The sequence below is a fragment of the Paenibacillus hemerocallicola genome, assembly GCF_006265175.1.
Lineage (GTDB): Bacteria > Bacillota > Bacilli > Paenibacillales > NBRC-103111 > Paenibacillus_AB > Paenibacillus_AB hemerocallicola.
In genome coordinates this window covers 13,859-28,505 of sequence record NZ_VDCQ01000097.1, presented here as the reverse complement: position 1 = coordinate 28,505, position 14,647 = coordinate 13,859, and the positions used below count along the sequence as shown (strand labels likewise).

14 protein-coding genes and 1 other annotated feature are annotated in these 14,647 nt (G+C 55.8%); of the genes, 7 read left to right on the top strand and 7 right to left on the bottom strand.

All coding sequences use genetic code 11. The features are described 5' to 3' along the window. Positions 1 to 479: 479 nt before the first annotated feature. The 4 genes from FE784_RS37890 to FE784_RS37875 all read right to left on the bottom strand — a co-directional run bounded on the left by FE784_RS37890 (position 480) and on the right by FE784_RS37875 (position 5,625). Complete coding sequence (locus tag FE784_RS37890; RefSeq protein ID WP_139607480.1) at positions 480 to 950, bottom strand: GlcG/HbpS family heme-binding protein; 471 nt, start codon at positions 948 to 950, stop codon at positions 480 to 482. A 148-nt stretch (positions 951 to 1,098) separates the two neighbouring features. Beyond that, positions 1,099 to 3,207 carry an ABC transporter ATP-binding protein gene (locus tag FE784_RS37885; RefSeq protein WP_139607479.1) on the bottom strand — a complete coding sequence of 703 codons (2,109 nt, stop codon included), beginning with the start codon at positions 3,205 to 3,207 and terminating at the stop codon, positions 1,099 to 1,101. Then, complete coding sequence (locus FE784_RS37880; RefSeq protein ID WP_139607478.1) at positions 3,204 to 5,093, bottom strand: ABC transporter ATP-binding protein; 1,890 nt, start codon at positions 5,091 to 5,093, stop codon at positions 3,204 to 3,206. The genes FE784_RS37885 and FE784_RS37880 overlap by 4 nt, the downstream gene beginning before the upstream one ends. A 244-nt stretch (positions 5,094 to 5,337) precedes the next feature. Then, a complete protein-coding gene (locus FE784_RS37875) occupies positions 5,338 to 5,625 on the bottom strand; it encodes a hypothetical protein (protein WP_139607477.1) in 288 nt (95 codons plus the stop codon). 234 nt (positions 5,626 to 5,859) lie between these two features. Here FE784_RS37875 and FE784_RS37870 point away from each other — a divergent pair, with 234 nt between their 5' ends. Continuing rightward, positions 5,860 to 6,843, top strand: coding sequence for a metal-dependent hydrolase (locus FE784_RS37870; RefSeq protein WP_139607476.1), 984 nt, complete (start codon positions 5,860 to 5,862; stop codon positions 6,841 to 6,843). 152 nt (positions 6,844 to 6,995) lie between these two features. Here the strand turns inward: FE784_RS37870 and FE784_RS37865 are convergent, their stop codons facing one another. After that, a complete protein-coding gene (locus FE784_RS37865) occupies positions 6,996 to 7,223 on the bottom strand; it encodes an alpha/beta-type small acid-soluble spore protein (RefSeq protein WP_139607475.1) in 228 nt (75 codons plus the stop codon). 144 nt (positions 7,224 to 7,367) lie between these two features. Here FE784_RS37865 and FE784_RS37860 point away from each other — a divergent pair, with 144 nt between their 5' ends. Continuing rightward, positions 7,368 to 7,559, top strand: a complete 192-nt coding sequence (locus tag FE784_RS37860) for a DUF5325 family protein (protein ID WP_139607474.1) — start codon at positions 7,368 to 7,370, stop codon at positions 7,557 to 7,559. Between the two features lie 169 nt (positions 7,560 to 7,728). On the opposite strand, the gene trpS is transcribed toward FE784_RS37860, so the two are convergent. Continuing rightward, on the bottom strand, positions 7,729 to 8,712 hold the full coding sequence (trpS, locus tag FE784_RS37855) for a tryptophan--tRNA ligase (RefSeq protein WP_139607473.1): 984 nt from the start codon (positions 8,710 to 8,712) through the stop codon (positions 7,729 to 7,731). A 46-nt stretch (positions 8,713 to 8,758) separates the two neighbouring features. Beyond that, positions 8,759 to 9,013, bottom strand: a binding site (T-box leader). A gap of 69 nt (positions 9,014 to 9,082) precedes the next feature. Further along, a complete protein-coding gene (rpmG, locus tag FE784_RS37850; protein WP_139607472.1) occupies positions 9,083 to 9,232 on the bottom strand; it encodes a 50S ribosomal protein L33 in 150 nt (49 codons plus the stop codon). Between the two features lie 305 nt (positions 9,233 to 9,537). On the opposite strand from rpmG, the gene FE784_RS37845 reads away from it, so the two are divergent. The 5 genes from FE784_RS37845 to FE784_RS37825 all read left to right on the top strand — a co-directional run bounded on the left by FE784_RS37845 (position 9,538) and on the right by FE784_RS37825 (position 14,320). After that, complete coding sequence (locus FE784_RS37845; RefSeq protein ID WP_139607482.1) at positions 9,538 to 10,005, top strand: MogA/MoaB family molybdenum cofactor biosynthesis protein; 468 nt, start codon at positions 9,538 to 9,540, stop codon at positions 10,003 to 10,005. Positions 10,006 to 10,234: 229 nt separating this feature from the next. Next, positions 10,235 to 11,254, top strand: coding sequence for a permease (locus FE784_RS37840; RefSeq protein ID WP_139607471.1), 1,020 nt, complete (start codon positions 10,235 to 10,237; stop codon positions 11,252 to 11,254). A gap of 50 nt (positions 11,255 to 11,304) precedes the next feature. Beyond that, complete coding sequence (locus FE784_RS37835) at positions 11,305 to 12,276, top strand: TIGR03943 family putative permease subunit (protein ID WP_139607470.1); 972 nt, start codon at positions 11,305 to 11,307, stop codon at positions 12,274 to 12,276. A 119-nt stretch (positions 12,277 to 12,395) separates the two neighbouring features. Next, positions 12,396 to 13,349, top strand: a complete 954-nt coding sequence (locus FE784_RS37830; protein ID WP_139607469.1) for an aldose 1-epimerase — start codon at positions 12,396 to 12,398, stop codon at positions 13,347 to 13,349. A gap of 17 nt (positions 13,350 to 13,366) precedes the next feature. Next, positions 13,367 to 14,320: a PfkB family carbohydrate kinase gene (locus tag FE784_RS37825; RefSeq protein ID WP_139607468.1), complete on the top strand. Its 954-nt coding sequence runs from the start codon at positions 13,367 to 13,369 to the stop codon at positions 14,318 to 14,320. Positions 14,321 to 14,647 lie beyond the last annotated feature (327 nt).

The window sequence follows — 14,647 nt, the reverse complement described above, 5'->3', positions numbered from 1 at the left end:
CCGCCGTTTCACTCCCCATTTCACCCCGAGAGCTCGAAATAACGGAAGCTTGTTCCGTTATATTCGGGAGCGCAACGGAATTCGAGACGATAACGGAACCAAAAGCCGCTATATACAGGCAACGAACGAGTTGCCTCCCGCCAAAACGCCTCCGGCTTGTTTGCGAACTATGCGACAGCATAAGAAAAGCTTCCAGGCGAAACCTTCTCCACGGCGAATGACTCTACGTAAGATGTAGCTTTTCTGGATCACGGCGAATGACTCTGCGTAATATGTAGCTTTTCTTGATAAAGAAAGTCGCACTCCGCTTTAACGCTTTAGCGAAGTTAAACTTTCTTTATCGTTAAAAAAACAGGTCCAGGGAATGAAACTCCCTAAACCTGTTCCAAAGTCCATTTCTGGCCGTATAGCCCCCTTACGGGCAACCGTAGCGAGAATTCCGCCCGTTGTCTGACAGCAGTGAGCGTCAGGCCGCCGGCTCATCCGTTCGATTGGATTGAACCGATTCGGGCGCTGGCAAACGCGGCGTCTCCGGTTGCACGCATGCTGCTGAAGGCGTGGACGGCGGCATTGGCCACTTCGATGTCTTGGGCACTCGTGCCTCCGCTTACGCCGATGCCTCCGACGATCCTGCCTTCGTAGATAAGCGGGATGCCTCCGCCCAAAATGACGACCCTGCCTTGATTGGTCGTGTTGATGCCGAACGAGGGACTGCCGGGCTGCGCAGATTGCGCCAAGTTGGCCGTCGGCATCTGCAAAGCTACGCTCGTCCATGCCTTGTTCTGTGAAATGTCGATTCCGGCGATCTTGGCGTTGTCCATCCGGTGGAAGGCAATCAGGTTCGCGCCTTCGTCGACGATCGCAATATCGCTGGAGAGGCCCATTTGCCGGGCTTTCTGTTCTGCGACCGCCAGCAATCGTTTGGCCGCTTCCAAGGTAAGTTTGACCATTTCATTCACTCCTTCGGGTACCTATACCACTCTATGATATGGTCATTCCCCCAGAACGGTGAACGGTCTTTCGTCCGACTCGGCTATAGCATCACGAATAGAGCCGATATTATACCGGCTCTGTCATGATCAATACGGATAAGCGGCGTTACCGCGCGTCGAGCATTTGGCGCCGCTCCTTGTACTGCAGCTCGAACAGCTTATGATAATACCCCTTCAACGCCAGCAACTGGTAATGGTTTCCGATCTCGCGCAATTTGCCTTTGTGCATGACAATAATTTGATCGGCGTGCTGTATTGTAGACAGTCTGTGGGCGACGATCAGCGTCGTCCGGTTTTTCGAAATCGACTTCAACGCATCCTGTACGACCATTTCCGTCTCCGTATCGATATTCGAGGTCGCCTCGTCCAGGATCAAAATTTGCGGGCGGAACACGATCGCGCGCGCGAACGACAGCAGCTGCCGCTGCCCGAGCGACAGGTTGACGCCCCGTTCGCCGAGCGGAGTCGCGAAGCCTTGCGGCTGCTTGAGGATAAACGGTTCCATATGCACCATGCGCGCCGCTTCCCTCACCTGCTCGTCCGTAATGCCCGATTCGTTCAGCCGGATGTTCGAGGCGATATCGCCGTTGAACAGGAACACGTCCTGCTGTACGACGCTTACCGCCCGGCGGAGCTGTTCGAGCGGAATTTCGCGAATGTCGATGCCGTCGAGACGGATCGTGCCTTTCTGAATTTCGTAGAACCGGTTGATCAGCGAAATAATCGAGCTTTTGCCCGCTCCGGTCGCTCCGACGAACGCGATCGTCTGGCCCGGCTCGATCTTGAACGAGACGTCCCGCAGCACCCATTCGCCCTCATTGTAGGCGAACCATACGCGGTCGAACTCAATTTCGCCCCGCACTTGCTTGGGCAAAGCTTTCGTTTGCTCCGCGTCGACGATCGACGGCTTCTCGTCCAACAGCTCGAATATCCGTTCGGCCCCGACCATCGCGGTCTGGATCTGGTTGTACTTCTCCGCCAAGCTCATAAGCGGATTGAAAAATTGCCGCACATAATGAGTAAAGGCGTAAACGATCCCGAACGTAATCGTGCCGTCCAGCACCGAGCCGCCGCCGTACCAAATCAGCAGGGCAATCGCGAAATTGCCGAGAAATCCGACGGCGGGCTGAAAGATCGAGTTGATGATCACGCCGCGCAGTCCGGCTTTGAAATGCTCCCCGTTCAATTCGCGGAACTGCTCCAGCTGCCGCTCTTCGCGGATGAACAGCTGGGTGATGCGGATTCCCGACAAATTTTCCGCAAGAAACGAATTAAGACGGGAGAGAAGCAGTCTCACTTTCCGCTGCGCTTCGCGGACCACGATCCGATACCAGACCGTCATGCCGATCAAGAGCGGAATGACGACGATCATGAGCCCGGTCAGCTTCAAGCTCATCTGCATCATGATGATTAAAATGCCGAACAGCACGATGACGTCCTTGACCAAATTGACGATGACCTGCGAATAGAGCTGGTTCAGCGTCTCCGTATCCTGCGTGACGCGGACGACGAGACGTCCGACCGGGTTGCGGTCGAAGAACGAGGCGGACATTTTGCTCAAATGCTCGAACAGCTGGGAACGGATGCGGTAAATAATATGCTGTCCGGTATATTGCAGCAGGTTCGTCTGCACATAGTTCAATATCGTGCCGCCTACGACGGTGATCAGGAAAAACAGCCCCAGCGTCAATAGTCCGCCGGTATCGCGCTCGCGAAACTTCGAAACCGTTTCATTGTCCAGCGCCTTGGCCGAATAGGTCTGTCCGTCGGCGGACAGCTCGGTTGCCCCGCCAGATTGCGTCAACACGGGCTTCTGTTTCGAGTCGGGCCAGCCGTCGGTCAAATATTGCGCGCCGCTTACTTCCACGATTTGCGCCTTGCGCAGTCCTTCCGCTGCGGCCGAAGTATCCGTACTCTCCGTCCCGTTCACCCGGACGAAAGCGGTGTCGCCGACGATTACCGGTTTGCCGAAAGACTCGAGACGTTCCGCCTTGCCAGCCTCCACCGCATACATCGGCTTATGGAGTCCGTTGATATGATCGTCGATCGCTACCTTCAGCAAGTAAGGACGGGCCAGATCGGCCATGACGATAAGGAACGCAAGCCCGATGCACAGCGATATCATTTTCCAATGAGGCAGCGCATAGGCAAGCATTTTTTTGAGCAGCTGGCCGTCTTTGATATCGACGACCGCTTTTTCCGCGTGTATGCTCATCCCGCTCTCCCTCCCGATGCGAGCTTTGTTCCGGCGCGGGAATCTTGTGCCGCCGCCACCTCTCCGCCTTGGCGCGATTGGACCGGCTCCTTGTAATCGGAAACGCCGTCGACCGCTTCCTCTTCCCATTCCTGCTCCTGCTGCCTGGTGGCTTCGTCCAGAAGCTGCTTGTGGTACATATCGGCGTAAATTCCGTTATGCTCCAACAGCGACTCATGCGTTCCCCGCTCGACGAGCTCGCCTTCTTCCAGTACGACGATTTGGTCGGCCGACTGCACCGAGGAGATGCGATGTCCGATAATGATCGTAGTTCTGTTCTCCATGACCGTATCCAAACCTTCCAGTATGCGGTCCTCGGTTTCCGTATCGACGGCGGACAAGCTGTCGTCGAAGATGAGAATCGAAGGCTTCTTGATGATCGCCCTCGCGATGCTTACGCGTTGGCGTTGGCCCCCGGACAACGAAATGCCCCGTTCGCCGAGCGCCGTTTGGAATTGGTTCGGAAACTCCACGATATTGTCGTATACCTGCGCAAGCTTCGCCGCCTGCTCGATCTCCTCGTCGCGGTAAGGCTTCGGGTCGAAGCTGATGTTGTCGCGAATCGTCGTGGAGAACAAAAACTGGTCCTGCGGTACGATTCCGACATGCCCGCGCAGCACCTGCAGCGGAATTTCGCTTATTTCCCGTCCGTCGATAAAAACCGTCCCTTTCGGCGGATTATACAGCCTTACGAGCAGATGGACCAACGTACTCTTGCCGCTTCCGACACGGCCCACGATCGCTAGACTCGTTCCTTTCGGCACCTTAAGCGAAATATTCCGCAGGGCGGGCTCCTTGGATTCCGGGTAGCAGAACGTCAGGTTGCGAATTTCGATTTCTCCGCCAATCGTCTGCACCGAAGGATCGGCATTCGAATCGTCGGCAACGTCGGCGCGCGTGTTCAGAATCGCGAGCAGCCGTTCCTCCGAGGCTTTCCCCCGCTGCATCGTGTTGACGACCTTGCCCAAGTTTTCAATCGGTCCCATCAGCAGCGACAGAAACGAGTTGAACGCGACGAATTCGCCGAGCGTGATCCGGTTATGCAGCACCATGATGCCGCCCAGCACGACGGAGACGAGAAAGCTGAAGCCGACTACGGCGGAGCTGAGCGCCCCGAACAGCGAGTTCGATTTGACCAGCTTGCGGTTCATCGCGACCGCGTGCCCGTTGTCCTGACGAAACAGACGGATCTGCTCCTTCTCCTGCAAAAACGACTTGACGACCCGAATGCCGGCGACGAACTCCTGCACCCGGCTCGTCAAATCGCCGATCGCCTCCTGTACGCTTGTCGATTCTTTCTGGATGCGCCGCTTGAACCGGTAAGCTAGCACGCTCAGAAGCGGCAGCGGCAGCAGCGTCAGCAAGGTCAGCAACGGATCGACCGACGTCACCATCGTCACCACGGTAATCGAAATGAGAACGACTGCTTCCAACGTGTTGAATATCCCGTTTTGGGTAACCTCGCGTATGACGCTGACGTCGCTGATCGCATGGGACATCAAGTCGCCGACCCGACGGTTTTTGAAGTAATGGGTGGACAGCGTCTCCCAATGCTTGAACAGCTCGTCACGGATCCTCATGTCGAGCAATCTGGACAGCCGGAACAAGAAGATGCGCGAGGAAGAGCGGAACAGGGCGATCCCGATGCCGGCCAGCACCATCCATAAAGCGAATGTCAACGCTTCCTTGTAAGTCAATTCCGCCATTTCCAGCCGGTCCGTAAATACCCCGAGCAGCGTCGGGATGACCAGCTGCAGCACGCTCGCAATGGACAATAATGCAAAACCGAACAAGTACGACATCCGGTGCTCCTTGATGTGCTTCCATATGATGGACTTTCTCTCCATCCCTTCTCCCCCTTGGGTTTGCTCGCGGCAAACAGTTGCGATAACAATCCTAAGTGTAAGCTTACCTAACCATAGAGGGAGAAACCATGGATATCCATGCTTGGAATAATGGACTATCCGATCATATGTGCGACCTCGATTTTAGCGAAAACAGAAAAGGCCCTTGTCGGCATAATGCCGCAAGAGCCGTGTCGGGACGACCGTCACCTCCATACAATACCGATAATTCGCCTCCGGCCGAGAGCTACCGCTCCGCCCTGCGAAAATGCCAAATGTGGATTTTGGCCGCTCCGCCCGGGACATAGTCCGCCAACCCGGCCCATGGCGAGCCGGCGCTTTCCAGCCTCGTCTTCTTGTACGTCCGGTACTCCTCTTCACTAAAGTCGCGCCATAATTCGACGAACAAATCAGGCTGGTCGGAGCCCTCGTACAATTCCAGTCGGGACTCCTCCCGCGTGAGCGAGTTCATCCATTGCAAGTATGCCTCCCGCTTTTCCGGGAACACTTTATATTCGACGAAAACAATACCCATGCGTTTCACCTTCCGGCCTCAGCGTTATTTTTAAATATGCGGACTTCGCTCTCAAATACACATCAGCTATTGTAACCATTCCATAAATCTGCCGTGGCTGGCGAGCCTCATTGCGCCAATCGCTTGGCGGATGTGCGAATTCAACGAATAGTGACCAATTTCGATATTGATTTTTTTATTTTACCGAATATCGTGTTATGATAACAAGGAAGACCGATGAGGAGGAGACAACTCTTGGATACAGGCACGCATCTTGTAGTCGGACTCGGTTTGGCCGGATTGGCCTATGTGGACCCGGTCGTTGCCTCGGATTCCGCCTTGGCGACAGCCGTGCTGATCGGCACCGTGCTCGGCTCGCAAGCACCGGACTCGGACGGGCTATTGCGCTTTCGCAGCAATGCGTCTTACATTCGGAACCATCGCGGAAAGTCGCACAGCTTACCGGCCGTGGCCATATGGACCGCCTTGATCACGATCGTACTCGCTCTTTTGTTCCGCGGCATATCCGTCCCGCATTTAGCCCTATGGGTTTTTATTGCCGTCGCCTTTCACGTGTTCAGCGATCTGTTCAATACGTACGGAACCCAAGCGTTCCGGCCTTTTACGGAAAAATGGATCTCGTGGAACATTATCCACATTTTCGATCCGGTCATCTTTTCGAGCCATCTAATCGCGATTTTCATCTGGTCCGTGCATCTGGCCACGCCTGCGCAAATTTTCCCGGCGCTTTACGGATTCGTCGCTCTCTATTACGTGTGGCGGACGCTAGTCCATTTTGCCATCGGCCGGCGCATCAAGCTGCAGGATCCGCATTACGAGCAGGGCCACCATTATATATGGATTCCGACTATTCATTTGTACACTTGGAACGTAGTCAAGCGGACCGCTCCGAATTACTACACGCTGGGCGAGTTTCGCAACGGCAAGCTGCGATGGGTAGATAAAGTCCATTGCCACGATCATCAGGCCGTCGATGCCTCGAAGAGCCATCCGGACGTGCAATCGTTTTTATATTTCACGTCCACCGCTTGCGCCGAAGTAAAAGAGCATCGGTGGGGCTACGAGGTCCGCTGGACGGACGTGCGTTATCGTCACCGCAAGCAATACCCGTTCGTAGCCGTCGTGCTCATGGACAAACAATTTTTGCCGATCGACTCTTATGTCGGATGGCTCAGCGAAGGCCGCGTGGAGAAGAAGCTGAAGATCAGCACCTACTAGCCTCCAGGCACCTGTCGAATACGTTACGAAACTTCTTTTGTTTGCCCGGGGGGCTCCGCAAGGAGTCCCTTCCTTTTCGGAGCAACGAATAAAGCTCAAGGGAGCTTGTCCCTTGAGCTTTTTCATAACGCAAGTCCGAAAGAAAGGTTCGTTTATCGAGCAGTTCCGCCGGAAAGTTGTTGTTCGGCGATTTGCACCAGGCGACGAGTAATGTGTCCGCCGATAGCGCCCGCGTCACGAGTAGCCATGTAACCCATATAGCCGTCTTGCGGAATTTGGATGCCCAATTCTTGAGCTACCTCATACTTCAACTGATCCAGAGCCGCGTTTGCTTGAGGAACTACCAGAGTGTTGCTGCTGCGGGATTGTCCACTTGCCATAATAACATGCACTCCTTTCAAATCTGCGACTGTGTCTTTGATGTATTTTGCAAGCTTGCAAACTTATTATGTTACGTAGAGCAAATAATATTCATCTTTTTTCAAAACTTTTTTAAGTCGATTCGGAAAACGGGGTGACTCTCCATGAACCGTCCATTGGCGCTGTTGTTCGCCGTCATCGGTACCGCCCTCCTCGTAGGAATAGCGGCTGCAATCAGCTACGGCAACATCGCGGCCGTCTGGCTTTGCTCGATCGGCTCCGTCGCTTTCATCGGCTACGGCTTCACGCTCAAAGCCAAGCTTCGCCGGAAAAACGATAGCTCTCCTGAAAAGTAACGAAGGTTCCAGTAAAAAACGTTTATCGAAGGGGCGGCAACTCGCCTTTCTCTTGATAAACGTTTTTTATGTCTATACTGAATTCGATTGATCTACCCTATCACGCGCCTTGGAACAAGAACAGACTATGATGACAAGCTCATCATAGTCCGATTTTCTAAAATATCCGCTACGGCATTACAAAGCCCATCTTCTCCTTGACTTCACGCACCGTACGGTTGGCGATTTCCGCCGCCTGCTCGGCGCCTTGGCGCAATATCACCTTCAGCTCTCCGGAGCTTCGAATATCCTTGTACCTTTGCTGAAGCGGCTCCAGCGTTGCGACTACCGCTTCGGCCAAATCTTTTTTGAACGGCCCGTAGCCTTGCCCGTCATATTTCGCTTCAATTTCGGCGATGCTCAAGTTCGCGCAATGGGAGTAAATACTCATCAGATTGCTGACTTCCGGCTTGTTGGCCGAGTCGAACTTGATTTCGCGGCCGGAGTCGGTGACGGCCCGGCTTATTTTTTTCCGGATGACGTCCGGCTCGTCCAATAGGGCGATATAGCTGCCCGGGTTCGGGTTGCTCTTGCTCATTTTCTTGGACGCGTCGTCCAGCGACATGATGCGTGCTCCGACTTGCGGAATGTACGGCTCGGGAACGGTGAACTGTTCGCCGTAACGCTGGTTGAACCGGTGCGCCAAGTCGCGCGTTATTTCCAGATGCTGCTTCTGGTCGTCTCCGACCGGTACGAGATCGGCATTGTACAGCAAAATATCCGCGGCCATCAGCGCCGGATACGTCAACAAGCCCGCGCCGACCGATTCCTTCCCGGCCGACTTGTCCTTGAACTGGGTCATCCGCTCCAGCTCGCCCATGTAGACGAGCGTCGTCATCAGCCAGCCCAGCTCGGCATGAGCCGGGACATGGGATTGCAGGAAGACGCTGGCTTTCGAAGGATCGATGCCGGCGGCGATAAAGAGGGCGGCCACCGCCTCGCTTTGCTCCCGCAAGGCGGCCGGTTCCTGCGGAACCGTAATCGCATGAAGATCGACTACCATGAAGAAGCAATGGTGGTCATGCTGCAGCTTGACAAAGTTTTGCATCGCGCCGATATAGTTGCCGAGTGTCAGTTGACCGCTCGGTTGAATGCCTGACAATACTTTTTTCATCTGACGACTCCTCCTTTTTGTGGAAAAAAACAAAAAAACCTCCGTCGCAAGGGACGAGAGGCCGTGGTACCACCCTAATTTGTTTCCCGCGGCCGCAACGGCCGAATCCGGAAAACCTTGGTCGTTCCGATAACGGGGAACTTCCGTTCTGCCTACTGTAGACACCGGACGACAGGACCGGTTCAGGTTCGGCATCATGCTCCAGGACCCATTCGGACTATCGCTCCGCACCGGTTCACAGCTTCCACCGGCTCTCTGTAGCGGTTTACGAATGCCTACTTGCTCCTGTCATCGCTTGGCCTTGCCAAAAAAATAACGGCTAAACCGCATCGCTTTTCTCCGAATCGCGTCTATAAGGACGCTTTTCTTCTTAGCGGGTTTCGCGGTGAATAGTGTATTTCTTCAGGCGAGGGCAATATTTTTTCATCTCGATCCGTTGCGGATGAGTTTTTTTGTTTTTCGTAGTCGTATAATTGCGATCACCTGATTCGGTGCACGCCAAAGTGACGATAACGCGCATCGTATACACCTCCTTTGCCAGTCGAACGCCAAAAAGCCGCAAAGTATGCGGTCTGGTCCGCAGTGATTCCATGATTACAGCATAACACTTATAATACCAGCAAAGCCGCCCGCAGTCAATTCGCAAATGGCCGCGAGCCGCGCCGCGCAGAGGACAGCAAGCGAATTCATCTCTTGTCCCGATTCCGGCAAGCGGGTATATTCATACTATACGACAAATTATGAACAAGGAGGCGCGTCCATTTGACCGACGAAATCCGCTCCGTAGAGGAGCACCGCAGCGAAGCGCCGTCATCCGTACGCTGCATGATCGTCACCGTGTCGGACACCCGTACGGAGGAAACGGACAAGAGCGGCCAGCTCATGCGCCAATTATTGGAGGAAGCCGGCTATTCCATAGTCGCCTACCGCATCGTCAAGGACGAATACGAGCAAATTCGCGAGCTCGTGCGCGATGCCGCAGGCAACGAGCTGATCGAAGCGGTTCTGCTGAATGGCGGCACGGGAATCGCCATGCGCGATACGACTTATGAAGCCGTTCGGGATTCGCTCGACAAAGAAATGCCCGGCTTCGGGGAAATATTCCGTTATGTAAGCTATGCCGAGGATATCGGACCGGCCGCCATCTTAAGCCGGGCCGTCGCAGGCGTACGCGGCAATACCGCCGTATTCTCGATGCCGGGCTCCTCGGGCGCCGTCAGGCTTGCCATGACCAAAATCATCGTGCCCGAGCTGCGCCACGTCATGAGGGAAATATACAAAGATCGCAAATAAGGATCGGCGCGATCGTACGCTTTCATAAAGTCCGCTGCTGCCTCCCGACCGGCAGGGCGGGCTTTTTTTCGTTCATCAAAACAAAATTTGTCCTAGCGCCCCCCTTGTCCGCATACGCTATACTATTTCGATCCGCTCCGGGCGACTGCTTACCGGGTAAGCTTTGCTCCAAGAATCGTCGAGACGACGGTTACGACGTCAGCTTTGCCATACAAAGCTTTAAGGAGGAATGTGCTTGCAAACGCTGCTTCGAAGAGGTCCTTACGCTGCTGCGCTTGCGTGCCTCGGCATGCTCGCGCTCATTCTTATCCGGGACAAGCCCGACTTGAGCGTATTGGCCGCTTTTCCGTGGGCCAATTTCAAGACGATTTTCATCAGCATCATTTTGGAGGCCGTGCCGTTCGTCCTGCTGGGGGTATTGTTCTCCGCGCTGCTTCAGGTGTTCGTATCCGAGCAGACCGTTCGCCGCTGGACGCCCCGCAATCCGGTGCTCGGCGTCCTGTTCGCCTGCTCGCTCGGGATTATCTTTCCATTGTGCGAATGCGGCATGATTCCGATCGTGCGCCGGCTGATGCGCAAGGGGATGCCCGTCTACATCGCCGTAACGTTCATCCTGGCCGGTCCGGTGCTGAATCCGGTCGTATACGCCTCCACGTACATGGCGTTCCGTTCCCGTCCGGAAATGGCTTACTCGCGCATGGGACTGGCCTTCCTCGTCGCGGCGACGCTCGGACTGCTCGTATACGCCTTCGTGAAACGCAACCCGCTCCGTCCGGAGCCCCCTATCCCGCACGACCTCGACGGCGATCAGCACGCAGGACACGTCCCGTCCGCAGGCCAATCTAACAAGCTGCTGTCGACGCTCGGACATGCATCCGACGAATTTTTCGAGATGGGCAAATATTTGATCTTCGGCGCCATGCTCACCGGCATTATCCAAGCGGTCGTCACCCGCGAAAGCCTCGTCGCCATCGGACAAGGCGAAGTGAGCTCCCACCTGTTCATGATGGGCTTCGCCTACATCCTGTCGCTCTGCTCGACGTCCGACGCCTTCGTCGCCTCCTCGTTCGCCACTACGTTTACCGCCGGCTCGCTGCTGAGCTTCCTCGTATTCGGTCCGATGATCGATTTGAAAAACACGCTCATGCTGCTGTCCGTCTTCCGGGTCCGGTTCGTCCTTATACTGACCGTCGTTCTGGCCGCGGCCGTTCTGGTCGGCTCGCGCCTGATCGAACTTGCTTTTCTGTAACGGCCGCACGTCCCATTACGCTATTCGCCGATTGGAGTTGAGAATGCCGCATGAGCAACCGCGGAGCCTGGGTCCACCCTTCGATCAAAGCGATTTTGTTGTTCGGCTTTGCCGCCTATATCGCCTATTTGGTCAAATCCGACCGGATTTTGTTCTATATTTCCCCCCGCATGGTGCTGTACGTCAAGCTGTCCGCGCTAGGGCTTTACGCGGCCGGGGCTTATCAGCTTTACACTGCCGTGGCGGCTTATTGGGGCAAACGCCAAACCTGCGACTGCGGACACGATCATTCGGATAACGGCGCTCCGTGGAAAAGCGCGATCGTTTACGGGCTGTTCGCCTTTCCTCTGCTGCTCGGGTTTCTGATGCCGGATACGTCGCTCGGCAGCTCGCTTGCCGCCAAGAAAGGAATGAATTTGAACAGCGCGGCATCCGTCAAATCGTCGTCCGCCCAGCCCGGCCAGGCGGGAGCCTCATACCGGGAGCAGCCGCAGGAGCCAGTCTCCGGGACGACAACCTCCCCGACATCCTCTTCAGCGCCGCCGCTGTCCGAAGCCGCCGGTTCCGGCGCTCAGATGGAGAAGCTGTTTCCGTTCGAGCCTTTTACCGAAGCGTTTGCCAAGCATGCGCGCAAGCTGTACAAGCTGAACGTCATCCCGGTCCCCGAGGAGCTGTATATCGAAACGCTGACTACGCTCGATCTGTACGCCGAGCAGTTTACCGGCAAAAAGGTCAAGCTGAGCGGCTTCGTATACCGGGACGACACGATGAATACCCGCCAATTCGTCATCGGACGTTTTTCCGTCCAGTGCTGCTCTGCCGACGCCGCCCCGTTTGGCGTGCTCGTCGATTACGACCGCGCCGCCGCGTACGCCACCGATCAATGGGTCGAGATAACCGGCACGATCGGCCGAACGAAGTTCGACGGCTCGGAGCTGATGGTCGTGAAAGCGGAGCAAATCGCGAAAATCGAGCCCCCGAAAGAACAATACGTGTATCCGAATTCCGAATTCGGCTCGTAAGCCGAGTCTGTCGTTACGCCGAAGGTCTCGCCTGCGGCGAAAATGACGAATGACAGCCGCGAGCCCGTTTGCTACAATGGAAGGCGTGAATTCCGATCCGAAAAAGGAGCGATCGCGCTATGGCAACGATCCAGCGGCAGCAATGGGACGGTTCGACCGTCTATACGCTCGAAAACAGCAATTTCTCTTTATCGCTCATTCCCGAAATCGGCAGCAACGCATACCGGCTGTGGGATAAAATCGCCGGGCGGGACGTTCTTCGCGTGCCGGACAGCGTAGAAGCGCTGAGGCTCAAGCCGGTGCATTTCGGCATCCCGATCCTGCTTCCGCCGAGCCGGATCCGCAACGGAACGTTTCCGTTCAACAGCAAAACGTACCAGTTCGAGAAAAACACGCCCGACGGCCACCATATTCACGGCTTCGTGCGCCACAGACCTTGGCGGGTCACGGATACGGCGACAGACGGCGATGCGGCTTCCATCACGACCGAATTCCGTTCCGCCGACTTTCCGGAGTTGGCTGCGGAATATCCTCACGATTTGACGATCCGGCTGCATACCGAAATCCGCGAAGCTTCGCTTGTCCAGACGTTTGCGATCCGCAACGGCAGCGACGAGCCGGCCCCGTTCGGCTTCGGTTTGCATACGTGGTTCATGCTGGACGGAGAGCCGGAAGCGTGGACGCTGAAATTTCCCGTGGCGGATATTTGGGAGCTGAACGAGAAGCTTCTGGCGACAGGCAACCGCTTGCCGCTCGGCCGGTACGAGCCGTTGAACGAAGGGCTTAATTTGCAAGGCCAGGACATGGATATGGCGTTTCGGATCGGCGACCGTCCCGCGGAAGCGGTATTGTCCAAGCCGGGGTATGCGATCCGGTACCGCGGCAACGAGCCTTTTACCCAATGGGTCGTCTATACGAAAGGCCTTGCCCGCGATACGATCTGCATCGAGCCGCTTACATGGACGCCTGACGCGCCGAATCTGGACGCCCCGTCCGATTTGACCGGCATGCGCGCGATCGGGCCCGGGGATGAGCTCGAGCTGAAACTTGCACTCGATATCGAAAGAAGCTAAAGGGAGCGAAACTAACGATGAGTTTGTCTGCGGCGGTCATCGGGACCGTGTTTATCGATTGCAAGGGCTTTGCTCGGGATGCTTATATCCCGACAGGGCGCAACCTCGGCAAAATCCAGTTCGTGCATGGCGGAGTCGGACGCAACGTAGCGGAAAATTTGGCGAGAATGGGCTTGCCGACCCGATTCGTCTCTTCGGTCGACGCGACCGGTCTCGGACAAGAAGTGATCGACAGGCTGAAAGGGACGAATGCGGATACGCAGTACGTCGCTTCGGCCGAGCAGGAAGGCATGGGGATGTGGCTCGCGGTGCTCGATCAGACGGGAGACTTGGCCGGCTCCATTTCCCAGATGCCCGACCTGTCCACGATGGAGCGCACGATTGCCGAGCATGGAGACGAGATCGTCCGGTCGTCCTCGCATATTTTGCTGGAGCTCGATCTGAATGCCGGCATTTCCAAAACGGTGCTGGAGCTGGCCCGCCGTCACGGCAAGCCGGTCTATGGCATACCGGGCAATCTGGACGTCGTCTTGAACTACCCTGAGCTAATGAGTTCCTTGTCCTGCTTCATATGCAACCATGTAGAGGCCGAACGGCTGATCGGCGTACCGGTTCACGAGCTTGAACCCGACAAGCAGCAGGAAGCTTTATTCGCTTATATGCGCCAAAGCGGTCTCTCCTCCCTCGTAGTTACGCTCGGGGCGGAAGGGTCCGTTTACGCCAATGCCGAGACCGGCGAATTCGGCACGCAAGCCGTATTCCCGGTCGTCGTACAAGATACGAGCGGCGCCGGCGACGCCTTTTTCTCGGGCACGACGATGGGGCTCATGCGCGGCCTGTCGCTGAAAGATGCGGTCGTCTGCGGCACGAAAGTGGCGGGCTGGACGATCGAATCGCCGGAAAACAACTGCCTGAAGCTGGACGCCCTGCTGCAGTCGGACGAAACGATCCGAACGCTGCTCAAGCTGTAACGGGTAAATCGAACATCGGCGCACAAAAACTACGGCAGCTTCATTCGCCCGCTACAAGAGTGCATCCCGGGCGATCGGAGAAGGCAGGCTGCCTTTGGCGGGGCCTTGCGGGACCCCGAATCGAACAATTAGCGGAACTGGAGTACGCTATTGACCCGAGCACTCGTACTGTTTGCAAAATAGCGGAAAACCGTTCCGCTATTCCGCTGTTCATGATCATTTTCACCCGGAAAGATCGAGATAAGGGATGTCTGTTCCGTTATTTTCTAGCGTATAACGGAATTCGGGACCATAACGGAATATCGTTCCTCTATTGACGGCAACACG